The sequence below is a fragment of the Corynebacterium sp. HMSC064E10 genome, from assembly GCF_001812505.1.
Taxonomy (GTDB): domain Bacteria; phylum Actinomycetota; class Actinomycetes; order Mycobacteriales; family Mycobacteriaceae; genus Corynebacterium; species Corynebacterium amycolatum.
This window is the reverse complement of sequence record NZ_KV809173.1, coordinates 963403-987447: the sequence shown is the minus strand read 5'-3', so window position 1 is coordinate 987447 and position 24045 is coordinate 963403. Positions and strand designations below refer to the sequence as shown.

At 60.0% G+C, this 24045-nt stretch carries 21 protein-coding genes; 18 read left to right on the top strand and 3 right to left on the bottom strand.

Features of this window, described 5'->3' with window-relative positions:
• Positions 1-14 precede the first annotated feature (14 nt).
• The 15 genes from HMPREF2860_RS06155 (at position 15) to HMPREF2860_RS06085 (ending at position 15218) form a co-directional block, all read left to right on the top strand.
• The gene (locus tag HMPREF2860_RS06155) at positions 15-302 is read left to right on the top strand and encodes a WXG100 family type VII secretion target (RefSeq protein WP_005509924.1); all 288 of its coding nucleotides are present in this window, start codon (positions 15-17) and stop codon (positions 300-302) included.
• Positions 303-622: 320 nt separating this feature from the next.
• Positions 623-1066: a 50S ribosomal protein L13 gene (rplM, locus tag HMPREF2860_RS06150; RefSeq protein ID WP_005509852.1), complete on the top strand. Its 444-nt coding sequence runs from the start codon at positions 623-625 to the stop codon at positions 1064-1066.
• Positions 1063-1623, top strand: a complete 561-nt coding sequence (gene rpsI / locus HMPREF2860_RS06145) for a 30S ribosomal protein S9 (protein ID WP_038627693.1) — start codon at positions 1063-1065, stop codon at positions 1621-1623. The genes rplM and rpsI overlap by 4 nt, the downstream gene beginning before the upstream one ends.
• A 220-nt stretch (positions 1624-1843) precedes the next feature.
• Positions 1844-3766, top strand: coding sequence for an acyltransferase family protein (locus HMPREF2860_RS06140; protein WP_070628668.1), 1923 nt, complete (start codon positions 1844-1846; stop codon positions 3764-3766).
• A gap of 43 nt (positions 3767-3809) precedes the next feature.
• Positions 3810-5498 (top strand): VanW family protein, encoded by a 1689-nt coding sequence (locus tag HMPREF2860_RS06135; RefSeq protein ID WP_070628795.1) that lies wholly within the window; start codon positions 3810-3812, stop codon positions 5496-5498.
• Between the two features lie 101 nt (positions 5499-5599).
• Positions 5600-6943, top strand: coding sequence for a phosphoglucosamine mutase (gene glmM / locus HMPREF2860_RS06130; protein WP_038627699.1), 1344 nt, complete (start codon positions 5600-5602; stop codon positions 6941-6943).
• Between the two features lie 16 nt (positions 6944-6959).
• Positions 6960-7616: an isopentenyl-diphosphate Delta-isomerase gene (idi, locus tag HMPREF2860_RS06125; RefSeq protein WP_049182338.1), complete on the top strand. Its 657-nt coding sequence runs from the start codon at positions 6960-6962 to the stop codon at positions 7614-7616.
• A gap of 4 nt (positions 7617-7620) precedes the next feature.
• Positions 7621-8646 carry a mevalonate kinase gene (mvk, locus tag HMPREF2860_RS06120; RefSeq protein WP_224786608.1) on the top strand — a complete coding sequence of 342 codons (1026 nt, stop codon included), beginning with the start codon at positions 7621-7623 and terminating at the stop codon, positions 8644-8646.
• Positions 8643-9620 carry a diphosphomevalonate decarboxylase gene (gene mvaD / locus HMPREF2860_RS06115; RefSeq protein WP_038627703.1) on the top strand — a complete coding sequence of 326 codons (978 nt, stop codon included), beginning with the start codon at positions 8643-8645 and terminating at the stop codon, positions 9618-9620. The genes mvk and mvaD overlap by 4 nt, the downstream gene beginning before the upstream one ends.
• A gap of 12 nt (positions 9621-9632) precedes the next feature.
• Positions 9633-10730: a phosphomevalonate kinase gene (locus tag HMPREF2860_RS06110; RefSeq protein WP_049182337.1), complete on the top strand. Its 1098-nt coding sequence runs from the start codon at positions 9633-9635 to the stop codon at positions 10728-10730.
• A gap of 93 nt (positions 10731-10823) precedes the next feature.
• Positions 10824-11879, top strand: a complete 1056-nt coding sequence (locus HMPREF2860_RS06105; RefSeq protein WP_070628667.1) for a hydroxymethylglutaryl-CoA reductase — start codon at positions 10824-10826, stop codon at positions 11877-11879.
• Positions 11880-12073: 194 nt separating this feature from the next.
• Positions 12074-13264: a hydroxymethylglutaryl-CoA synthase gene (locus HMPREF2860_RS06100; protein ID WP_070628666.1), complete on the top strand. Its 1191-nt coding sequence runs from the start codon at positions 12074-12076 to the stop codon at positions 13262-13264.
• Positions 13265-13363: 99 nt separating this feature from the next.
• On the top strand, positions 13364-13699 hold the full coding sequence (locus HMPREF2860_RS06095) for a hypothetical protein (RefSeq protein ID WP_049182335.1): 336 nt from the start codon (positions 13364-13366) through the stop codon (positions 13697-13699).
• On the top strand, positions 13699-14937 hold the full coding sequence (locus HMPREF2860_RS11155) for a hypothetical protein (RefSeq protein ID WP_070628665.1): 1239 nt from the start codon (positions 13699-13701) through the stop codon (positions 14935-14937). The genes HMPREF2860_RS06095 and HMPREF2860_RS11155 overlap by 1 nt, the downstream gene beginning before the upstream one ends.
• Positions 14937-15218 carry a hypothetical protein gene (locus tag HMPREF2860_RS06085; RefSeq protein WP_049182333.1) on the top strand — a complete coding sequence of 94 codons (282 nt, stop codon included), beginning with the start codon at positions 14937-14939 and terminating at the stop codon, positions 15216-15218. The genes HMPREF2860_RS11155 and HMPREF2860_RS06085 overlap by 1 nt, the downstream gene beginning before the upstream one ends.
• 15 nt (positions 15219-15233) lie before the next feature.
• Here HMPREF2860_RS06085 and HMPREF2860_RS06080 read toward each other — a convergent pair whose 3' ends face one another.
• On the bottom strand, positions 15234-16085 hold the full coding sequence (locus HMPREF2860_RS06080; RefSeq protein WP_049182332.1) for a dienelactone hydrolase family protein: 852 nt from the start codon (positions 16083-16085) through the stop codon (positions 15234-15236).
• A 111-nt stretch (positions 16086-16196) separates the two neighbouring features.
• Between HMPREF2860_RS06080 and glmS the strand changes: the two genes are divergently transcribed.
• A complete protein-coding gene (glmS, locus tag HMPREF2860_RS06075; RefSeq protein WP_038627727.1) occupies positions 16197-18071 on the top strand; it encodes a glutamine--fructose-6-phosphate transaminase (isomerizing) in 1875 nt (624 codons plus the stop codon).
• Here glmS and HMPREF2860_RS06070 read toward each other — a convergent pair.
• Together HMPREF2860_RS06070 and HMPREF2860_RS06065 are read right to left on the bottom strand one after the other, a co-directional pair.
• The gene (locus HMPREF2860_RS06070) at positions 18054-19406 is read right to left on the bottom strand and encodes an HNH endonuclease signature motif containing protein (RefSeq protein WP_070628664.1); all 1353 of its coding nucleotides are present in this window, start codon (positions 19404-19406) and stop codon (positions 18054-18056) included. The two genes, glmS and HMPREF2860_RS06070, sit on opposite strands and share 18 nt — an antisense overlap.
• Before the next feature lie 219 nt (positions 19407-19625).
• Positions 19626-20714: an esterase/lipase family protein gene (locus HMPREF2860_RS06065; protein WP_070628663.1), complete on the bottom strand. Its 1089-nt coding sequence runs from the start codon at positions 20712-20714 to the stop codon at positions 19626-19628.
• A 24-nt stretch (positions 20715-20738) separates the two neighbouring features.
• Between HMPREF2860_RS06065 and HMPREF2860_RS06060 the strand changes: the two genes are divergently transcribed.
• Positions 20739-22409, top strand: coding sequence for an NAD(P)H-hydrate dehydratase (locus HMPREF2860_RS06060; protein WP_070628662.1), 1671 nt, complete (start codon positions 20739-20741; stop codon positions 22407-22409).
• Positions 22406-24019 carry an alanine racemase gene (alr, locus tag HMPREF2860_RS06055; protein ID WP_070628661.1) on the top strand — a complete coding sequence of 538 codons (1614 nt, stop codon included), beginning with the start codon at positions 22406-22408 and terminating at the stop codon, positions 24017-24019. Before HMPREF2860_RS06060 ends, alr begins: the two co-directional genes overlap by 4 nt.
• Positions 24020-24045 lie beyond the last annotated feature (26 nt).

The window sequence follows — 24045 nt, the reverse complement described above, 5'->3', positions numbered from 1 at the left end:
GGAAAGGGTTCTTAATGCAACCAATTAGGTACAGCTTCGGCGGCATCGACGGTGCTGCGGATGACATTCGTTCCACTTCTGGCACTATCAACGGGCTGCTCGGAGATTTGAAGAAGCGCATCGCGCCGATGGTCTCTACGTGGGAGGGTGAGTCTTCGGATTCTTATCAGGAGGCTCAGCGTGAATGGGACACAGCAGCGGAGGAGCTCAATATGATTCTCACAACTATTGCGGATACTGTCAGCGCAGGTAGTCAGCGAATGGCGGATATTAACCGCCGTGCGGCAGCTAGCTGGGGATAGCTTGGATCCTGGTTGAGGCACTTTTGATTGAGCTATGTAACCGGGGGAGGGGGAGGGCATTTGCTCAATTGAGATCCTCAATTAGGTATCTGCCTTTGACGTATTCTTGCTAGCAGCACTCCGGGGGGGGGGGAGGCCAGTCTCAGCAGTTTGCAGCTGAGACTGGCTTTGGCATTTTTGTTCTAGCGCCATCTCAAGGTAAAGTAGCCAAACTGTGTGCGCACACGTGAATGTTGCCTCGGGTCTCCACCGGCCGCCGGGGAATAACAACAGTGTGCACGGTGGCTGGCAAATCTACACGGACCCTAAAAGGAGTCATGTTGTCTACTTTCCATCCGAAGGACGGTGACATCGAGCGCAAGTGGTACGTCATCGACGCTACCGACGTTGTTCTCGGCCGTCTGGCTACTCACGCCGCAGACTTGCTGCGCGGTAAGGGCAAGGCTTACTTCGCCCCTAACGTCGACTGCGGTGACCACGTCATCATCATCAACGCCGATAAGGTGCACGTCTCCTCTAACAAGCGGGAACGTGAGATGCGCTACCGCCACTCGGGCTTCCCGGGCGGTCTGAAGTCGATGACCCTGGGTCGTTCCCTCGAGGTTCACCCGGAGCGCGTTATCGCTGAGGCTATTGAGGGCATGATGCCGCACAACAAGCTTTCGCGTGCGTCCATCAAGAAGCTGCACGTCTTCGCCGGCTCCGAGCACCCGTTCGCCGGTCAGAAGCCTGAAAACTACGAGATCAAGGCGGTGGCACAGTGACCAACCCACAGGACGTCAACGAGAACCAGAACGTAGAGGCCACCGAGGCTTCCTACGATGATGTTCAGGCTGCCGCTGCTGCTGCCACCGAAGAGTTCACCTCTTCCATCGGCGATGCAGTTGCTACTGAGGTAGAGGCTGAGGCGGCTCCGGCTGCACCGCTGACCCTGGATCGTCCGATTCAGACGGTCGGTCGTCGTAAGCGCGCTGTCGCCCGCGTCGTTCTGACCGCTGGTTCCGGCAAGATTGTCTGCAACGGCCGCGAGCTCGAGGACTACTTCCCGAACAAGCTGCACCAGCAGGAAATCAAGGACCCGCTGGTCCTGGTCGAGCGCGAGAGCCAGTTCGACATTAAGGCCAACATCAACGGTGGTGGCCCGTCCGGTCAGGCCGGTGCTCTGCGCCTGGCTATCGCTCGTGCCCTGAACGAGTTCAACCCGGAGGAGCGCAGCGTTCTCAAGAAGGCTGGCTTCCTCACCCGCGACGCTCGTGCTGTCGAGCGCAAGAAGGCTGGTCTGCACAAGGCCCGTCGCGCACCGCAGTACTCCAAGCGTTAAGCTTTACTGCTTCGAAAAGCACCTCAGTTTGCGTATTACGCGCAAGCCGGGGTGCTTTTTTGGGTTAAAGTCCGCCGTGACCAGGCATGGCTGCATTTTTGGGGCAAGCCCCGTACGTTAGACTTTTATCCGTTAAAAACTGCCACGAGAATCGTTGTTCGCGGTGCGATTGCGGTGCGATGGAAGTGCGATTGCAGTGCGATGGGAAGAAGGAAACCGTATGGCGGTGAGCACCACAGCCACCAAGACCTCCGACGTGAAGAGCTCCTCTAACTCGTCTTCGGTGGCGAAGCATCCCTTCCGCATTCGACGCGTACCAGGCATTGATGGGCTGCGCGGTCTGGCCGTTGCCACTGTGGTGATCTACCACTACTTCGATAATGTGCTGCCCGGTGGCTACATCGGTGTGGATATCTTTTTCGTGCTCTCCGGATTTCTTATCACTTCGCTTCTGGTGCGCGAACGCGCGGTCACTGGGCGCATCGATCTAAAGGACTTCTGGCTCCGTCGACTGCGCCGCATCGCCCCGGCTGCGATATTTGTGTTATTTATTTCCATCGCCGCCGCAGGTCTGGTTGGCGGTGATCCCGCTGTTGGATTGTCGACGCAGTTTCTCGGCACGGTCTTTTTCGTCAATAACTGGACGCAGATTGCGGGCTCTCAGTCCTATTTCGCGGATTCTGGTGTGCAGCTGCTAGCCCACTACTGGTCACTGTCGGTAGGGGAGCAGTTCTACTTGCTCTGGCCACTAATCTTTGTGGCTCTTCTCGCGCTGAAGCTGGCATCTCGCAAGCTGGCAGCAGTGGCGGGCATTGGCGCGGTTGCTTCTTTCGTGTGGATGGTGTCACTCTACGATCCGAAGGTTGACCCCACGCGGGTCTACTACGGCACCGATACTCACGCCTTTGGTCTCCTGTTTGGTGCGGCCCTCGCATTGTGGTTGACGTCGACGTCGTCACGCGCGGAGGCGGACTCCTGGCCACGCACAGAACCCTTGCTGCGAGATTTCTTTGGCAGTTCTGCCCAGGCTTTCGTAGTGGCCTCGCTGCCGCTGATTTTCCTGTCGTTGGTTTTGCTGATGATGTCAGATACCGCGTCGGCGACTTACCGCGGTGGGTTGGTGTTCGCGTCGTTGCTGTCGGCGGCGATTCTCTACCTTGTCGTTCGCGGTGTCTCGCCCGTGCGTCAGATTTTTGAGTTCAAGCCACTGTGCTGGTTGGGAAAGATTTCTTTCTCGCTGTACCTGTGGCACTGGCCGGTCATTGTGCTCATCCGTGAACTGCTGGAGCGCAATGAGGCGATGCAGTATGAGAAACTCGCTGCCTTTGCAGGTATTGCGCTGGCGCTGCTTTTGGCGAATTGGTCGTACAAGAATGTGGAATCCCCAATTCGCCGGATGGGCTACCGCCGTTGGATGTCGCAGTTTTCGGGCACGCAGTACGCCGGTTCTTGGAAGCCGCGCGTTGCAGCAGTGCTGGCGTTGGTCGTCGTGGTTGGTGCAGTGGCAGGGATGGCCACGGCGCCGAAGATGACGCGTTTGGAGGCACAGCTACAGGAGGCAGCTGAGCGCCGTGCACAGGCACAGAAGGCGGAGGAAGCCGAGTTGGCCAAGCGCGTTATGCCGCGTGGTGACCAGATCACTGCTATCGGCGACTCTGTGATGCTCGCCTCGGCGTCCGCGTTGGAGGAGAAGCTGCCCGGCATCTACATCGATGCGGCAGTTTCCCGTGGTTATCCGGCCGCGCCGGAGATTATCGCCAGTATGAAGGCGGCGGGTACGCTCGATCCATTCGTTGTGCTGGGGCTTGGTATCAATCAGTCGGCTGCGGCATCGGACGAACACCTGTTGGATGAGATTCTCGATTCGCTGGGTGAAGACCGCATCATTGTCCTAATCAACCCGTACGGTGATCGCGTGTGGATGCCTCAGTCGGAGAAGGAAGTCCTCGACGCGGCAAAGAAGCGCGACAATGTCTATGTGGCTGACTGGTGCCATGGTGTGCGTGACGATTTGTCCAAGCTGCGCGCGGACCTTATCCACCCGACCCCGGATGGTGCCGAGGTCTATGCCAATGCCGTGGTCGATGCTTTCCAGCAGTATGCGAAGAACAAGAAACGCATTCCGGACACCTGCGGAATCTAATAAAAATCTAGTTAGTAGTGTTTCCACGGTAAAGTAAGTGGCTGTGGCCAAACAAAAGTCTTCCTCCAGTCACCGCGGATTAAAGATTTTCCTCGGCATTGTCCTCGGTATCTTCGCGCTCTTCGGTGTGTTTTACGCTGTCGATTACGTGCTGAATAAGGACCATGTCCCGCGCGGGTCTACCGTTGCGGGGATTGACATCAGCACGCTGAGCGCGAATCACGCTGAAGCGAAGCTCGAAGAACAGCTCGGTGATCTTTCCACTCATCCAGTGGTGTTGCGTGCCGGCGAGCGCGCGGCGGAGGTTCTGCCCGAGGAGGCGGGGCTGAGCATCGACTGGGAGAAGACGGTTGCTCAGGCGGGCAAGCAGACGGCGAACCCAGTTACCTGGGTGCGCAGTTTCTTTACTACCCGTGAGCTGGATTTGGTCAGCGATATCGATAGCTCTAAGTTCGAACCGCAGGTCGACCGTCTCGTCGGCGAACTGACTATTGCTCCCGTCGATGGTGAGGTCAAGCTTGTTGACGGCCGCGTGGAAACAACTCCACCGGTCATCGGCCAAGATGTCGACCGCAATGCGGTCAGCGGGGATTTGGCCGCCAAGTGGTTGTCGCCGGAGGGCATCGATGTGGAGACCACCGCGCACGACCCGGCTATCGGTGAAGATCAGGTTCGTGAGGCAGCTGAGGGAGAGGCTGCCGATGCCGTGTCGGGTCCGATTGTTGCCAAGGGCCGCGATGGCAAAGATGGTGTAATTCCTCCGGAGCGCATGGCTGAGATCATCAGCTTTGTGCCGCGCGACGGCGGATTGGCCGCCGATATCAATGTCGACCGCGCACGCGAGATCCTCGAGGAGGGGCTGGCTGCTTCCGAGGTTGATAAGCGCAATGCGTCGATACGCTTCAGCGGTGGTTCGCGTGAAGTGGTCCCCTCAGTTGATGGCGTAGCCGTGAAGTGGGATGAAACTATGAAGGACTTCGCCGAGCGTGTGACTTCGACGGATAAGCGCGAGTTCGATGCGGTCTACGAGGACCAGCCCGCCACCTACACCACTGAACAAGCGGAAAGTGCGACCTTCGATGATGTCATTGGTGAGTTCACCACCGGTGGTTTCAGCTCGGCATCGGGAACAAACATTGCCCTGGTGTCTCAGATGGTCAACGGCGCATTCGTGGCGCCGGGCGATACATTCAGCCTGAACGGCTACACGGGGCCGCGCGGTACTGCGCAGGGCTTTGTCGAGTCGGGCATCATCCTCAACGGCCATGCGGACAAGGCTGTCGGCGGTGGCATTAGCCAGTTCGCCACTACTTTGTACAATGCTTCGTACTTTGCGGGCATGGAGGATGTCGCGCACACTCCGCACAGTTACTACATTTCGCGTTACCCGGCCGGCCGTGAAGCGACGGTGTACGAGGGCGCAATCGACCTGGCGTTTAAGAACAGTTCCGACACTCCGATTCTTATCGAGGCCGTTACTACTGGCTCCGACGTCACTGTGCGCATCAAGGGCGTGAAGCGGGTCAACGTCGAGTCCATCAATGGTGGCCGTTGGGCATACACGCAACCGCAGCGCATGCAGGTCAGTGGCAGCTCTTGCCAGCCGTCGTCGGGTGCGCAGGGTTTTACCACTTCCGACACACGCGTCATTCGGAACCTCTCTGGCGCGGAAATCTCGCGTGAAACTCAGACTACGGTTTATGACCCGCAGCCAATTGTGTCCTGTGGCTAGTCTGGATTCGCCTGCGCGACCGGCTAAAGTAATACAGCATTGACAATGCAACAGTCCGCGATACCAAAACTCATAAACCCCCAAGGAGTGGTCTAGCAACAATGGCACGTCTTTTCGGAACTGATGGCGTCCGCGGTTTGGCGAATAAGACTCTGACCGCACCGCTGGCAATGCGGCTGGGTGCTGCTGCGGCCACTGTGCTGACTAGCGGCACGAATCCATCGGGGCGTCGTCCCCTGGCCATTGTTGGCCGCGATCCGCGTGTCTCCGGTGAGATGCTCGCCGCAGCGCTGTCTGCCGGCATGGCTTCCCAGGGCGTCGACGTCTTGCGTGTCGGTGTGCTGCCCACTCCGGCTGTCGCTTTCCTCACCGACGACTACGGTGCCGACATGGGTGTGATGATTTCGGCTTCTCACAACCCCATGCCGGACAACGGCATCAAGTTCTTCGCCGCGGGCGGCACCAAGCTTGACGACGCGGTGGAGAAGGAAATCGAACACGCTCTCCACAACCTGCCGGAGACCGGCCCCACGGGCACCGGAGTGGGTCGTGTCATCGAGGAGGCCCCAGACGGGCTCGACCGCTACCTGTTCCACCTCTCCCGTGCGGTCAGTACCAAGCTCGACGGCATTCGCGTCGTGGTGGATTGTGCAAATGGTGCTGCTTCGCAGGCAGCCCCCATGGCGTACGCGGCCGCCGGTGCCGACGTCGTCGCTATTCACGACAAGCCGAACTCTTACAACATCAACGATAACTGCGGTTCCACCCACATTGAGGTTTTGCGCGCGGCAGTGCTGGAGCACGGCGCGGATCTGGGACTGGCTCACGATGGTGATGCCGACCGCTGCCTGGCTGTGGATTCGCAGGGCAACATCGTCGACGGTGATCAAATCATGGCCATTCTGGCCGTCGCCATGAAGGAAGAGGGGCTGTTGCACCACAACACGCTGGTGGCCACTGTGATGAGCAACCTCGGCCTCAAGCTGGCGATGGAGGAAAACGATATCGCCCTGCGCACCACCAAGGTCGGCGACCGCTATGTGCTGGCTGATTTGAACGCTGGCGGTTACTCGCTCGGCGGTGAGCAGTCGGGGCACGTGGTCATTCCGGATCACGCCACCACTGGTGACGGCACCCTCACTGGTCTGTACCTCATGGCGCGGATGGCACGCACTGGTAAGTCTCTGGCTGAGCTGGCCTCGGTAATGAAGGTGCTGCCGCAGACTCTTATCAACGTGCCGGTGTCCAACAAGGCCGCAATTCTGGAGTCTAATGAGGTCAAGGCCGCCATCGATGCAGCCGAGGAGAAGCTGGGCTCCACCGGTCGCGTGCTGTTGCGCCCGTCCGGCACCGAGGAGCTCTTCCGCGTCATGGTGGAGGCCGCCGATGCGGAATCGGCCCGCAAGATTGCCGGGGAGTTAGCTGCGGTTGTGGCCGCAGTCTAAAGTCAGGAGTGTGGAAATGAATGATGCGCCAGAGGACATTAAAGCCCGCTTTGCCCCGGGTGAAGCCGACATCCAGGTAGAGGTAGTCGATCGTGACGGTCGAGTTCTCGGTACCGTCGGCAAGCTTGAAGCACACGTTCCGCCGGGAATTTTGCACCGTGCCTTTTCTCTTTTCCTCTTCGATGAGCAGGGACGCATGCTGCTGCAGCGCCGTGCGGAGTCGAAGTATCACTCACCACTGCTGCTGACGAATGCGACCTGCTCGCACCCACTGCCGGGGGAGCCGGTGGCGGATGCCGTTGAGCGTCGTGCGAAGGAAGAGCTCGGTGCGGATGTCTCCCAGTTGGAGGAAATCGGCATCGTTATCTACCAGGTCATCGATGATCGTTCGGGACTGGCGGAGCACGAGTACAACCATGTCTACGCCGGCATCGTCGATCCGAAGTCGGTGGATATCAACCCCGATGAGGTCGATGAAGTGGTGTACGTGACCCCGCAGGAGCTCGCCGAACGCCGCGCGAACGAACCGATGACGGAGTGGTTTAACCACGTCTGGGGTGTTGGTGCGGAGAAGTTCTCCAAGTACGGTTTCGACATTGCGGGTGTGCCGGGTATCCATGGCCCCGCGGAGGCGCAGGCTGCCGCACAGTCGGTTTCGGAAAGGGATGTGTAGCTTCGTGACCAGCGTAGAAAACGCCAGCGTCGACGACTTCGGCCTCGACAAGTCCGAGGAATTGGAGACCGGAGAGTTCTATGCCCTGGCCAACGAGCAGGGTGCCGCATTCGGTGAAGGGCATGCCAAGTCGATTCTGTTGGGCGAGCATTCTGTCGTCTATGGCAAGCCGGCTATTGCGCTGCCGGTGACATCGCTGCGCACGATGGCGTGGATTGACCGCGTGGAGGATTCTCCCGTGCTGTTTTCCATGGATGGCGAGGTCATTGACATCGACGAGCTGCCGGAGCGCTTTTCCTCCATCGCCGCTGCACTCCGCGCTGGCCTGCGCACCTTCGGTATTCCCGAACGTGACCTGCTGATTCGTCTCCGCTCCGGTATCCCACCCGCCGCAGGGCTGGGTGGTTCCGCCGCTGTGGCACATGCGCTTATCGACGCAGTGCGTGACCTCGCCGATGGCACTTTGACCGAGCGTCAGCGCTTTGACCTGGTGCAGGAAGCTGAGCGTCTGGCGCACGGTAACCCCTCTGGCCTGGATGCCACGGTTGCCCGTGCGTCTCGTCCGGTCTACTTCAAGCAGGGGGAGTTCCATCCGCTGCAGGTAGCCAAGAAGATGTGGCTGGTGCTGGGGGATACCGGTGTGCGTGGCTCGACGTCGCTGGCCGTTGCCCGCGTGCGTGGTTTCGTCGATTCCCATCGAGTCCACGGCCAAGAGTTGTTGGACCACTTGGGGCAGCTGACCGATGCTGCGGTGCACAACCTGGCCAAGGGCGATTTTGCCCGTCTGGGACATCGCATGGACTCGGCGCAGGAAGCGCTAGAGGAACTAGGTGTTGGGCATGAGTCCATCACTGATCTCGTCACTGCCGCACGTCTGGCAGGTGCCCACGGTGCAAAGCTCACTGGTGCCGGTTGCGGCGGCTGTGTGATGGCGCTGGCAGAGTCCGCCGATCACGCGGAACTGATTAGCCATGCCATGATGGGCGCCAATGCCGTTGCTACTTGGACTGTGGAGGTAAATCCCTCGTGACCACGACCGCTACCGCCGTCGCTCATCCCAACATCGCCCTGATTAAATACTGGGGCAAGCGCGATGAGGCCGTGCAGCTGCCGGCCACAGGTTCGCTGTCCCTTACTCTGGGCATCGCTCCGACGACCACCACGGTGTCGCTTATCGACGACCCCAGCGTCACCGCCGACTTGGGCACTTTGAACGGCCAGGAGATGGCGGGCAAGGATCTGTCCCGTGTTCAGAAGTTTTTGGATTTGGTCCGCGAGCGTGCGGGCAGCACTAGCTTCGCAGAGGTGACCAGCACCAACGAGATTCCGACGGGCGCTGGACTGGCCTCGTCCGCGTCAGGCTTCGGTGCTCTCGCGCTGGCCGCGGCGAAGGCCTACGGCCTGGACTACACCCCGGAACAGCTCTCGGCTCTGGCCCGTCGCGGTTCGGGCTCGGCCTGTCGCTCTATTTTCGGCGGCCTCGTCGAGTGGCTGCCCGGCGATGACGATGCTTCGAGCCATGCAGTGGCTCTGCCGGATTCCGGCCTGGACCTCTCCCTGGTCGTGGCGGTTTTGGCCCCAGGCCGCAAGAAGATTGACAGCCGTGCCGCCATGCGTCGCACGGTCGAGACCTCACCGTTCTTCCCGGCGTGGGTGGAGCAGGTGCCCCGCGATATCGAGGACATGAAGGCCGCCATTGCCGCTGCGGACTTCACTGCGGTCGGCGAGCTTGCCGAGGCCAATGCCATGCGTATGCACGCCACTATGCTGGGGGCTCTTCCTCCGGTGCGTTACTGGAATCCGGATTCGGTGGCGGCTCTCGATCTCGTCGCTACGCTGCGCGACGAGGGCACCGAGTGCTACGCCACCATGGATGCCGGTCCGAATGTGAAGGTGCTGTGCCGCAGCGGCGATGCCGAGACCATCGCGGATCGTTTCCGCGCAGAGTTCGAGAATATTGACGTGCTGGTTTCCGGCTCCGGCCCCGGCGCATACCTGGTGTAGCTGGGGGAGTAGTTGAGTAGCGCTAAGGGCGAACCTCTCGAAGGCGAATCGATTGGCCGCGGCTGTGGCAAACTGTATCTCACCGGCGAATATGCGGTGATGGATGTTGAGGGGCTGGCCGTCATCGCAGGAGTCAACCGCTATGTGACGGTTCGGTGCCACGATGCCGACCCATCGCAGCCGGTCTCTCGCGTGTACTCCAGCTATTACGGCCCGCAGGGGCGCGTCATTGATATCGATGCGCCAGGTGACATTGCTACCTATACGATTTCCCTGGTCTATCGCATTGCTGCGGGCGAGCTGGAAAACACCCCAGAGAGCCCCATCAATATTGTCATTGAATCGGACCTCGATGACGCCGACAGCGGTGCGAAGTACGGCCTGGGATCCTCCGGGGCTGTCGCTGTGGCAGTGACTCGTGCGCTGGGAGCGCACCTAGGCCTGGAGCTCAATTCGCTGGACGTGTACAAGATTGCGATGGTGGCCACGCTTCTGGCTGGTGCGGCTGGTTCCGGCGGCGATATCGCGTGCTCCGCGCACGGCGGGGTGGTGCTCTATCGCCGGCCGAATCCGACGGCGCTCGCAGAACTCGTGGCGGCTGATCCTGTCGCTGCCGTGGCGGCACCGTGGCCGAATCTTCGCATTGACGCCCGTGCCGACCTCGGCGGGTTACAACTGTTGGTCGGCTGGACGGGCAGTCCGGTGAAGACGGACTCTCAGTTGAAGAAGGCCGGTGGCGCAGACCGTGTTTTTGTACGCGGGGTCTCGTCGATAAGCGAAAAACTCTGGCAGGCGCTTGCCGACGGCGACCACACAGCGGCGTTTGCCTGCCTGCACGAGAATCGGACGCTGCTGCAGGACTATGAGCGCGAGCGTGCTGTGTGCATTGAGACGGAGAAACTGAAAGCGCTCGCCGACATCGCCGATGGCGCGGGGGCCGCGGGCAAGAGCAGTGGCTCCGGTGGTGGTGACTGTGGAATCGCTTTGGTCGGAGCCTCAAATGGTGCCGATGCTGAGAGTTCGACCCGAGAGACTGCCGCGGACATCACCGCGCGCTGGCAGGCAGCTGGCATTCGGCCGTTGTCGCTGAAGCTGGCCGCTCAACTTTGACCACAGTTTTTTGACCGTAGAATTTAAGACAGCTGAAATTTACAGAAGCTGGGAACCGAAGCTGCATGCAGCTAGAAAGGGTCGCTTAGGATAATGGCTGAAAAGAGCTCGCACGACCTGGAATATGCACACGTACCACTGAGCTGGATTGGCCCGGTGCGCATTAGTGGCAACGTCATGAATGACGATGTGAAGATTCCGCTGGCGACTTACGAGACCCCGCTGTGGCCGTCCTGTGGTCGCGGTGCGAAGGTCTCCCGCATGATTGAAGGTGGCATTACCTGTACTTTCGTCGGCGAGAAGATGACCCGCTCGGTGATTTTCACTCTCGACTCGGCAGCTGATGCCGTCATTGCACGCGACAACATCCTGTCTCGTTATGACGAGCTGAAGAAGGTCGTGGAGTCCTCCTCGCGTTTTGCCAGGCTGGTGGATATTCACTTTCAGATCGCATCGCGTCTGCTCTTTGTCCGCTTTGACTTCTTCTCCGGTGACGCCTCGGGCCACAACATGGCCACGCTGGCGTCTGAGCGTTTGATGTCCTACCTGATGGAGCAGATGCCAGAGTTGGGCTATGGCTCTATCTCGGGAAACTACTGCACCGATAAGAAGACCTCCGCCGTCAATGGCATTTTGGGTCGCGGTAAGTACGTGATTGCCGAAGCCGTCATTCCAGAGCCAGTTGTCCGCGAACGTCTGCGCACAACTGCCAAGCGTCTGGCCGAGCTCAACGAGCGCAAGAACCTCGTCGGCTCCATCATGGCCGGTTCGCTGCGCAGCGGTAATGCGCACTACGCCAATATGCTGCTGGGCTTTTACCTCGCTACCGGTCAGGACGCTGCGAATATCGTCGAGGGCTCGCAGGGGCTGACGCAGGTAGAGGCGCTTGACGACGGCTCCGTGCGCTTTAGCTGCACCCTGCCACATTTGATCGTCGGTTCCGTGGGCAACGGCAAGGGCTTGGACTTCGTGGAGAAGAATCTCACGGCGCTGGGCTGCAAGGAGGACCGTGAGCCGGGTGAGAATGCCCGTCGTCTAGCAGCGTGCTGTGCGGCAATCGTCTGGTGTGGTGAGCTTTCCCTGCTCGCGGCACAGACGAACCCGGGTGAGCTGATGGAGGCGCACGTTTCTATCGAGCGGGCGAAGTAGTGCGTCGCAACAATTCGCAAAACCTAAGACAAATCTCAGGTAAACGCGCTAGATTTCTGTAGTAGGCAATTAATATTTTGTGGGCAAAATATCCCGTGGTCTGATGACTGCTCTGATGGTCGTTCTGATGACATGGGATGTTTCGTTGCCCGTTATTTCTTAAAATCTGTAGAGGTAGTGAAGGCACGGTTTTGATGACAACAAGCAATGTGACCCCGGTCGGTATTGATGACATCGCTTTTGCGACGGGTTCGTACTGCATTGACCTCGCCGATATTGCGCCCCGACTCGGAGCGGAACCGGCAAAATATCACAAGGGCCTGGGGCAGGAACGCTCCAGCGTGGTTGCCTCTGATGAAGATCCGGTGACGATGGCCGCGACTGCGGTGAAGAAGATTGTGGATCGCCACGGTATCGACGGCGTGCGCACCATCATGTTCGCCACTGAGACCGGTATCGACCAGTCGAAGGCCGCTGCCGTCTATGTCCACGAGTTGGTTGGTCTTGACCCGCACGCGCGCTCTGTTGAGCTGAAGCAGGCTTGCTACTCGGGTACCGCGGCGCTGCAGTTTGCGTGCGCTCTGGTGGCCCGCAATCCGGAGGAAAAGGTCATCGTTGTCGCCTCCGACATTGCCCGCTATGACCTGGACTCCGCTGCGGAGCCAACCCAGGGCGCAGGTGCTGTGGCCATGCTGGTGACCGCTAATCCGCGCATCCTGGCCATCGATGCGGCTTCGGGCGTCTTCACCCGCGAAGTTATGGACTTCTGGCGTCCGAACCACCGCAGTCAGGCGTTGGTGGAGGGCAAGCTCTCGATTGGCGCTTACATCGACGCTGTTCAGGGGGCTTACGAGGACTACCGTGCCCGCGGCGGTGTGGACTTCAGCGAGATTGACTACTTCAGCTACCACCAGCCGTTCACCAAGATGGCCTACAAGGCGCACCGGCAGCTGTCGGCCAATAACGGTGTGGAGCTCACCGCAGAGGACGAGGCCCGCCAGTTAGGCCCAACCACTGAGTACAACCGCATCATCGGTAACTCCTACACAGCATCGGCCTACTTCGGCCTGCTCTCGCTGCTGGACACCGAGAAGGACCTGACTGGTAAGAAGGTCGCTATTGTCTCCTATGGTTCCGGCTCAGTTGCTGAGTTCCTCACCGGCAATGTGGTCGAGGGCTACGAGTCCCAGCTGCGCGCCGCAGATAATGCTCGTGAACTGGAAGAGCGCGTAAAGCTCGATGATCCGACCTACTACCGCCACGCTCAGGTGACGCATGAAGATCCTGGTGAGTACTCAAACCTGGGAGACGACGCACTGATCGGCACCGGTCCATTCAGCTTCACCGGTGTTGAGGGCTGTAAGCGCATCTACCGCGCTCGTTAGCCCGGGGGCACCCGCGCTAGGACCTCAACGGAACCGAATCCCCTTTTTTCGCGCCTAACAGTAATAAGAACTGTTTTTCGCGGGGGAAGGGGATTTTTCGTGTCCGCAAGTTTTACTGGAGGCAGTGGCGGAGGCTTGCTGCACTTTTCGGAGGATGCAGTGACAGCGGCTGCCCGAGAGATCGAGCAGCGCGGCCGTGACGGCCATGAGCGGTGGGGAAGCGCTCCCAATATCTCAGCAGCAGACTGTGGCCAGGGTTTTGCCGCCCAGGGGCATCGTCTGCAGCAGGCGGCAGTGCGGCTGCGTGAGCACGGGCAATCGATGTACGCGGGACTTGGCAACCATGCTCCGGCAGTGCGGGAACAGTGGCGTGTCTTTGCAAGCTGTGACAGCGACGGGAGTGCCGACCTCGGTGGAATTGAGGTAGTGGACTGATGCCATGGGTTGCTCGAATTCTTCCGATATTGGTGCGTGTTATTGGCCGTGGAAGCCGTATTGGAGCCAAGCGCGGGGTCGGCGGCATCGGCAAGAATCTGCCCAAAGTCTTGGATAAGGCGCGACGCGCTGACGGCTGGAAAGGCAGCGCCCTATCCAAGTTCTCCAACTCCGTGGGGTTGATAGCCTCCGCGATAACTATTGCTATGGCTTTCGATTGGGGCGGTTTGAAAGGCGATGCTGCCGGCGCTGCCAAAGAGCGCTGTGATAAAGCCGCGCAGGACTGTGCGAATCAGGATGAGCAGTCCGCCGATGGCGCGCAGAGTGTCGGCGAGTGCGGCAAGAAAGTCGACGAGGTCCTCGAGGATTGCGAAAAGCAGGCCGAAGATATGGCTGAGCAAACCGACGGTGTTCTCTCTCAGTGCGAAGCGCTTGTCGACGATCCGGAGGTCGGCACCGAAGCCGCACAAGTGGCCCAGCAGGTGTGCAACAGTCTCGTCGACTCCACTGGTCAGCTCTACGATGCGCGCAATGCCTGCATCGAGCAGTGTCTTGAGCAGGCAGCGTGTGACACTGAGGCCGCAGTGGTCGCCACCCCGCCGCAGCCTCCTACTGTCCCTGCCAGTTCGGGTGCTACCTCGGCGGCCTGTGCAGAGGTGGCTGAGTCTGTGAGTGGCGAAGGAGCTACTGTAACCGGTGGCAACGGTGCTATCGCTGGTGGAACTGGGGTTGTTGCCAACGTTGATATTGGGATAGAGGCAGGCGTTGCTGCTGGGATATCCGTTGGAGGTGCCATTGGCGCTGCCGGGGCTGCCAGTATCGCCGGAATTGCGGAGGCTGTGGGTGTTGCGGGCAGCGTCGCCACCTCGCTGCTCAACTTAGACATGTGCACGGAGATGGAAGAGTCAGTGTGCGAACAGGCACCTGAGCCAGCACCAGCTCCTGCGCCGGAGGACTGTAAGCCTGAACCAGAACCCGAACCCGAGCCGGAACCAGAAGATGCGCCTGAGCCACCTCCTCCGGCTGAGAAACTAAAGCACTTGGGAATCGAGCTGCCACAGGAACCGCAGTCAGAATCACAACAGCCAGAAACACAAGCAGAGCCACAGCCAGAACCAGCCCAGGACGCGGCAGCATCAGTGCAGGAATCTGCTTCAGCTGTGCCCGAGCCCCCTGAGCAGCCCAACGCACAGGAGCTTGTGGGCGCGGTTAATTCGCCAACGGCAGGTGAGTGGTAATGGGGAGTAAGCATGCCGCGAAATATGACCGGATTGGGCAGGCCTATTACGACGCTGCTGCAATGACCAGGCAGGAGTTCGAAACGACGATACAGAGGGCACAGAAAGAATTGCAGGGTTTGGAAGAGCGTCGTAAAGCACGCGAAATTAAGGAGAGAGAGGTGGCGAAGGGCGTCGAGAAGCAGCAAAAAACCGCCCGATCGAAGGGAACCGTTACGCGGTTGTTCGGGCGGGCGGGGAAAGGGACGCCGACGGTGAAGTCGATTCGGGGCGTGTCCTGAAGCGTGGCCTAGTGACTACTTGCCGGGAACCAGCGAGTGCTCCGGGTTTTCCGGCAGCTCCTTGATGAGCCACTCCATATCGCGGTTAGTTGTGCCCTTGATAGTGGCGGTCGGGTCTGCGAAATCCGAGTACTTCTTGTCGTCACCGACCGTGGCCAGCAGGAAGCCTGTGAGCGCGGCGCGCGCAACCTCCTGGTACTTCACCTTGGAAGAAGAGAAGCCCGCTAGGCGACGTAGAAGAGTTGTCTCCGAGAAGCTGCTCTGGTCAGCGTTGTCTACTTCGCGGTAAACGACATCGCCCTTCCACTGAACAGCCAGGCGAGCCGGGTTGCCGCGATCGAGCCACTTATCCTCGCCAGGGGCCAGGACGAGGCCCGGAGCCGAGACATTAGTTGCAGCCGCGCTGGAGGAAGGCGCGGTAGTCGCGGGGTAGACGCAGCCAACGCCGGAGATGATGTCGTGACCAGCGGCGGCGAGGACGGCTACGCCAGCGCCCATGCCGTGGCCGGCGACACCGAGTTTCTTTGGGTGGACGACGACCTTGCCCTCACCGAGGCGGACACCAGCGAGAATCTGGAGCGCTGTCTCCAAATCGTTGGCGAGACCACGGTGGTCTGCCACAATGCCATTTTCGGTGTCCGGAGCAGCGACCGCGATGCCCCACGAAGCTAGGTGACGCAGCGTGGCGTGGTACTCCTCAATCGGTGTGCGCCAATCGTGTGCGAAGGCGATACCGGGGATGCCATTGCCCTCTGCAGGCGTGTAGACCTTTCCCGGCAGGCCAGTAAAAGCTAGGTCACCGACCATGACGCGGTGCGGTCCACGCTTGGAAAGATTAGATGTCAGAGTCTTCAAGTTGTCAGCCACAGTGAATAGCTTAACTATAAGGGGCATACCTTTGCTGAAAAAGTGCCAGGATGAGCGAGAATGTCTATTTCGTTATGACGATTTTCCGCTTCGCGGGTTATTCTGTAGGGCATGTGTGGAATCGTTGGATATGTGGGCCATCAGCCCGCCCTGGATATTGCTGTCGATGCGCTACGACGCATGGAATACCGTGGCTATGACTCCGCGGGTGTCGCCATTGTCGACAATCAGGGGCATATCACTGTAGAGAAGAAGGCCGGTAAACTCGCCAACCTCGAGGCTGCCCTTGACGCGGATGGGCGCGACAAAATCACTGGAACCACTGGAATCGGGCACACCCGTTGGGCTACCCACGGTCGCCCAATTGATGAGAATGCCCACCCACACCAGTCCTATGACGGCAAGGTGGCTATCGTCCACAACGGCATTATCGAGAACTTTGCTCCGCTACGTCAGGAGCTGGAGGATGCCGGCATTGAGCTGAAGTCCGAAACCGACTCCGAGGTCGCCGCGCACATGCTCGCACGTGCCCTGGACGGTTCCGACGGCGGATCTACCGCTGGTGATTTCGAGGCGTCTGCGCTGTCCGTGCTCAACCGCCTCGAGGGTGCTTTCACGCTGTTGTTTACTCATGCAGACCACCCGGATCGCATCATCGCTGCTCGTCGCTCCACTCCGCTGATTGTCGGTGTGGGCGAAAACGAAATGTTCCTCGGATCTGACGTTGCGGCTTTCATCGCGCACACCCGCGAGGCCGTGGAGCTGGGGCAGGACAACGTCGTCATCATCACCGCAGATGATTACCGCATCCTGGATTTCGCCGGCAACGAGCAGCAGGGTCGACCATTCACCATCGACTGGGATCTCGCTGCAGCCGAAAAGGGTGGCTATGACTCCTTCATGATGAAGGAAATCCACGAGCAGGCTGCCGCCGTCCGCGATACGTTGGCCGGTCACCTCGTTGATGGCCGCATCGTTCTCGACGAGTCCCGCCTGAGTGACCAAGATCTGCGTGACATCGAGAAGGTCTTCGTCGTCGCCTGTGGTACCGCATACCACTCCGGTTTGTTGGCCAAGTACGCCATTGAGCACTGGGTGCGTATCCCGGTCGAGATTGAGGTCGCGTCCGAGTTCCGATACCGCGATCCGGTGCTGGACCGCCAGACGCTGGTGGTCGCTATTTCGCAGTCGGGTGAGACTGCGGACACCCTCGAGGCCGTGCGGCACGCAAAGAGCCAGGGCGCCCGCGTGCTGGCTGTCTGTAATACCAACGGTGCACAGATTCCGCGTGAGTCTGATGCCGTGCTCTACACGCACGCTGGGCCGGAGATTGGTGTTGCTGCAACCAAGTCGTTCCTGGCGCAGGTAGCCGCAAATTACCTGGTCGGATTGGCTCTTGCCCAGGCACGCGGCACTAAGTACCCGGATGAGGTCACTCGCGAGTTTGAAGAGCTGGAGACCATCCCGGCACTGATTGACAAGGTCGTTGCTAAGGGCGATGAGTTCATCGACATGGCCAAGGAAATCGGTGCTATTCCGACGATGCTCTTCCTCGGCCGACACGTTGGCTACCCAGTCGCACTTGAGGGTGCGCTGAAGCTCAAGGAGCTTGCCTACATTCACGCAGAGGGGTTCCCGGCAGGCGAGCTCAAGCATGGTCCAATTGCACTCATCGAGGATGATCTTCCGGTCGTCGTTGTAGTGCCATCGCCGAAGGGACGCGCCGTGCTGCACTCCAAGATTGTCTCCAACATCCAGGAGATTCGTGCCCGTGGCGCCAAGACCATCGTGATTGCCGAAGAAGGGGATCAGTCGGTGGTTCCGTTTGCGAACTACCTGATTGAGATCCCGGAGACGTCCACGTTGCTCCAGCCGCTGTTGTCTACGATTCCGATGCAGTTCCTGGCAGCTGAGATTGCTCGCCAGTGCGGTAACGAGGACATCGATAAGCCGCGCAACCTGGCTAAGTCAGTCACCGTCGAGTAGTTCGTCCTGCTTTCGTCGGTACTGCTCAATTTCCGCATCGAGTTCTTCATCCGTGAGGGACCCGATGCGTTTTTCTTCCTCCTCTGTTAGCTCCCAGACCTCGTCAGGTACGTCGCAAAATGACAACATCCAATCGAGGTTGCGTTTCTGAATCGTCTTCATCTTTCGTGTCACGCGCTGATGAAAAGTTTGCTTGCCGACGTTCTTTAGCGCCCCAACCGGAACGCTAGTCGCGGTGTCTCCATCGCGGGAAGTCCACACTTCCGTTCCATCGGGGTACCTGTCGATGTCCCAGCCCTCGTGAGTTTTTAGGTTGTGGTGTCGGCGGCAGAGACAGTGCAGATTCTCTGTGTCAGTTGGCCCGCCCTGGTCGGGATTGTCGTGGTTGTACGGCTGAATATGGTCCAGGTCGCACTTGGATGCCGGGACGTCGCAGCCAGGGAAGCGGCAGGTACCGTCGCGACCACGGACGCGAGCCACTTGGCTCTCGGTGGGGCGGTAACCATCCACCTTGCTGTCGGCGGAGATACGGATGTGAGTTGCGCGAGCAATCCATTCTTCGGTGGCTACCTCGCTCAGCCAGCCGACGCCATCAATCCATGCTGGCCCACCGCCGACCTCGCGGTAGACATTGATGACAATCTCGGCATTGGTCGAATTCTGTGCCAGCTGTAGTAGCGCTTCCGCCTGCGTGCACTGTTCACCACGATTGATTGCGATGTTGCGAATCCCCTGGATCCTGGCCATGAGCTCGGTCGCGCGGTCGTTTTCAAGGATTGCTGTGACCTTTTTGTGCTTGCCATCGCCCGTGTCGGCGAGTGTGACCGCTTCGCCTTCTGGAACCCGTTGGGTGCCGTCGTTGCGGGCGCAGTCGTTGTACTCAGAAACCAAGTCGCCGATTAGGCGAGACAGCGTGTAGACACCAATCATTGCTTGTCGAGATCGCGTCGGAGTGAGCATTTCCAAAAGATGGGGCTCTACCGTGTCGAACTGGTCTGGTGACAGCCCGGCAACGCCATTGGCGATGGCGCGGAGATGGGCTAGAGAGAAACAGAAGGTGGATTCGATGAGAGCCCGGACTTTTGGTAGGCGCTCGAACATCAGTGCAATCTCGCACAGCGTAGAGCACTTGCCGCGGCTAAGGCCGGTTCGAATGCTTATGCGGGCGAGATGGTGATTGACATCTACCGCGTCACCGGGAGCGCAGATATCGATGAGCTGAAGGTCTGCGGCGTTGGTGGCACGGGCCGCGATGCTAATGGGGTCGTCGGATTGCTGGTTGGCCCATGAGGGCTTTTGACCTGGTGCTAGAAGTTCTGTGGGCGGCGATGACATTGGTTATCCCCCTGATTACTACGTGTCCGCCGGAGAATTGAAGATTGAGTTCTGTGGTGGAGAGAAGCGTGGAGAGGCTCGTTCAACCAGCCCCCGCCAACCTCTGTGCACCGGACCAAGAACTTTTGCTTACAAATTTTCCCTACAACCCAAATCGTACACCTGTTTGAAAAAGTGTCAATAGGGTTTTAGAAATATGTTCTAAAAGTCCATGTTGAATTAGATTTGGCCGCGCCGTCCGAGTCTCCGCCGCCCGAGCCTCGTCGGCAGTGCGCCGTACATAGGCAGGACTCGCTGCCGTACATGGCGCGGCGTTTGCTTGTTGGTCGAAGAGTCCTCGGCGCCACCCTCCTCGGCGCGATCCAGCTCGTCTAAGAACTCGTGGATGAGTTCTAAGGTATTGGGGGAGTAGAGCAGCGCGAGGTGGTCAGACCAGTCGCCACCGCCGGTGGCGTTGTTGACGTTCGTAATGTGGTGACCCTCTTGTTCGGGCAAAAAGGCGCCGGTCCACGGGCGAACTACGGTGTCGAAAGGGGTGCCGATATTCAGGTAGTGCGGGCCGCGTCGGGTAATGCCACGCGCTGCGCGGTTCAGAGTCGCAATATAGTCGGAGTCCAGCAGCTGTTGAATACAGGCACGGCCGACAAGGCGGTCGACGAGTTTGTGCATTGGTAGGCCGCATCGCTCAAGGGCACTGAGCCTTCGGCGCATGCCCCACGCAGTAGTGCCGCGATGGTTTCCCGCAAGCGAGATGACTGCCCGCACGGGGCTGTTGTCGGAGGCGAACTGCTCGGCGTCTTCTTCGTTGAGGCCATGGTTGAGGGCGTCGTCGTAAAGCGAATCGATGCTCGCGTTGGCGTAACTGCGACAGTGCAGACCGCCCTGGGAATGACCGATGAGGTCGATGCGGGGTAGGGAGAGTTGGGCTCGGAAGCGGTCGAGAAGGTCGGTGACTTCGGCGAGCGCATCGTTCAAATCGGTGGTGGCTTTGACGCTGCGGAGGCGGCTGACCAGCGCGGCGGGGTCGGAGCCGTAATCGAGTGAGAATACAGGGCGATTCCGGGCGAGGAACGGCCCCAACATGGCGAAGGAGTTGAACGAGTTCATCCAGGTGCCGTGAACCAGGACAATTGGTGTGCGGCCGTTGTATCCATCCAGGTCGGGAGTGACTTTGCCGTCGAGGATTTCGCGAACGTCCTGCACGCCGTGGGGGATCCATTCGGGATGACGCAACGAGCGCAGGTATGCCTGCGGAAAGGCGCGCAGTAGAGGGCCGAAAACTCGCGTGCTCGGGGAGTAGTCATCCATAGGGGCTAATCGTAGGCTGGGTTTATGACGTACTGCTACACAGCTGCCGAAATTCGCGCCGCGGAACAGCCCTATCTGGACGCACAAACGCGTGACGACGAACTCATGCGCCACGCAGCCGCCGCTGTGTCGGAGGTGGCGGAGCGGATGCTCGCTAAGGTGTCGCCGGAGCCTGGTCGCGGTCGTGTGCTGCTGTTGGTTGGGTCGGGAGGCAATGGTGGCGATGCACTCTATGCCGGCCGGGACTTGTCGTCGGGCGGACATGGCGTGGATGCAGTTTTGCTGGGTACCAAGCCACATGAACGGGCGCTGAAAGCGTTTGAGCTCGCAGGCGGGCGGGTGCTGCCGTTGGGGCGTGACCGGGAGACGGATTTATCGAAGATTCTGTGGTCGATAAGTGAAGACTACGCACTGATTATCGACGGAATTGTGGGGCTCGGTGGTCATGGTGCGCTGCGCGAAGAGGCTGCGTGGCTGGTGCGCGAGGCAAACATAGGCGAGGTGCCTATTCTCTCGGTCGACGTGCCGAGTGGTGTGGAAGCCGATACCGGACGCACTTTTGATCCGCCCTCCCAGACCATCAATCCCGACCTCGACCTGGAAGAGGGCCAGGATCCGTACCTGCCATCCCACGTCGAGGCCACGACAACGGTGACCTTCGGCGGACTGCGCTACGCGCATGCGCTGTCGGAAGCCTGTGGTGAGGTCGAATTACACGAAATTGCGCTCGATGCCTTCTCCCTCGAACTTCCAGGACTGGGGCAGACGCTCTATGAGAACGGTCACTACAATGCCGTCCACCACCAGACTCTGACCGTAGAGTTTTACGAAGCCCTAGGCGGGAGCTTTCCGGCACCTTTTGGCGCGAAGACTCAGCTCGAACCCGGTGCTAATGACCACAAGTACTCCACCGGAGTTACAGGTATCTCCGCCGGTAGCGAGGCGTATCCGGGCGCTGGTCAGCTGTGTGCCTCCGCTGCCGTGCACGCGACCAGTCCCGCGGTTATCTATGTCGGCGACGCGGCCGCCCGCAACCGCATCACCGCGGCCTTGCCGACGGTCATTGCGCAGTCGGACTCGGTGGATCGTAAAGAGGTACGCGTCGATGCCTGGGTTGCCGGCCCTGGTCGGGGCACTGATGAGCGCGCGGCCGAGGAACTGCGTGCCATCCTGGCCACCGACAAACCAGTAGTCATCGATGCTGACGCCCTGACGCTGCTCTCGATGCATGAGAATCTCCGACAGCTCGTCCGCGAGCGCGGCCAGGAGCGCAACCTGCGCACTGTTCTCACGCCGCACGCCGGCGAATTTGAGCGCCTTACCGGGCACGAGGTCACTAACGCCATCGCAGATGCCCGTGAACTTGCCGAGCAGTTCTCCTGTGAAGTGTTGCTCAAGGGACGCCGCACCGTGATTGCCAATCCGAAAACGCAGCGCACAGTTGTGATTGACGCGGGTAGCTCCTGGGCAGCCACGCCGGGCTCCGGCGATGTACTGTCCGGACTTCTTGGCGCCTGGGTAGCACGAGGCGAATCCCTCTACGTACCAGTAATTATTCACGCTCGCGCCGCATTCTTGGCCGCGCAGACAGAGTTCGGACCAGCACCCTGCAGCGCCCAGGACATCGCTGAATCCATCCGAGATGCCACCGCATGGTTCACCAATGAAGGCATCAGTGGCAAAATACGGCTATGACTTCCTCGGCACCAGCCATCCTGACCCATACCGTTAATCTCGACGCAATCACCCACAATGTGAAGACCGTCAAGGCCATCGCAGGGGTGTCGGAATTCATGGCCGTCGTCAAGGCGGACGGCTACTCGCAGGGTGCGCTGCAGACGGCGCGTGCCGCACTGGCCGGCGGCGCAACACAGCTCGGCGTCGCAACAATCGACGAGGCGCTCTCCCTCCGCGAGGAACTCCGCACCACGCTTGACGACGGCCACACCATCCCCATCCTCGCCTGGATCTGGGACGCGGCAGCCACCTCGTTGCTGCAGCGTGCTGTGGCTGCAGATATTGACCTCGGCCTGCCGTCGATGGCTCATGCGCTGGCCGTGGCCAATGCCGGGCGGGCGCTATCGGTGGCACCACGTGTGACGGTGATGGTCGATACGGGCTTGGGTCGCTCGGGATTCTCTATGACCAATGGGGACTTTGAGAATGCGGTTGATCAGCTGGTCGAGCTGCACAAGACCGGTGCGCTGAACATCACCGGTGCTTTCACGCACTTTGCGTGCGCGGATGAGCCGGGCAACGCGAGCGTCGATAAGCAGGCGCAGAATTTCCGTGCAGCGATTACTGCACTGCGCGAGGCGGGGCTGGATGAGCTGATTAACCATGCGGCGAATTCGCCGGCATCGTTGTCGCGTCCTGACCTGGCCTTCGACATGGTGCGCCCAGGGCTGGCGATTTATGGTGGCGAGCCAATTGTGGGGTCCACCCATGGATTGCGCCCAGCGATGCGGTGGGAAGCGTCGGTCATCTTGGTCAAGAAGCTGCCGGCAGGGCAGTCGGTGTCCTACGGACAGACCTGGACAGCTGACCGCGATACCACCATCGGCATCGTGCCCTGCGGCTATGCCGACGGCATGATGCGCTCGGCATCCGGTCGTTTCGAAGTCAGCATCAATGGCACACGCTATCCGCAGGTAGGACGCGTATGTATGGATCAGTTCGTCGTCGACCTTGGTCCCGACAGTGATGTCGAGGCCGGCGACACTGCGGTCATCGTCGGTGATCCCACACTGGGGGAGCCCGGTCTCGATGACCTCGCGGAGGCATCCGGCACCATTAACTACGAAATCCTCACCGCACCGAAGGGACGCAGCGAGCGAAAGTGGGTGCGCAGCCGCATTGCGCCAACCGCAGAGGACATGCGTGACCTCGGCGAGGAGATTGGCCGGGAGCTAGCCGCCGGGGATTTGGTGATTCTCGATGGCCCACTCGGCGCGGGTAAGACCACTCTCACGCAGGGCATCGCCCGCGGCATGAATGTGCGCGGGCGCGTGACATCGCCGACGTTCACCATCGCCCGCGAGCACCGTCCGCTCGCAAAAGACGGCGTCACCCTCATCCATGTCGACGCCTATCGACTCTTCGGCGAAGAGGGACCCGGCTCTGATGGCGAGGCCTTCGATGCGCTGGATTCACTCGATCTGGACACCGACCTCGAGGACAGCGTCGTGGTCGCCGAGTGGGGAATGGGGCTCGCCGAGGTGCTCTCTGAGCGCTATCTGCAGGTGAGCATCGATCGTTCGCGTGACGACGATACCCGCGTCGTCACCTGGAAGTGGAGCAAGTAGCTTCAAGTCGGTTCAAGTAGGTTACT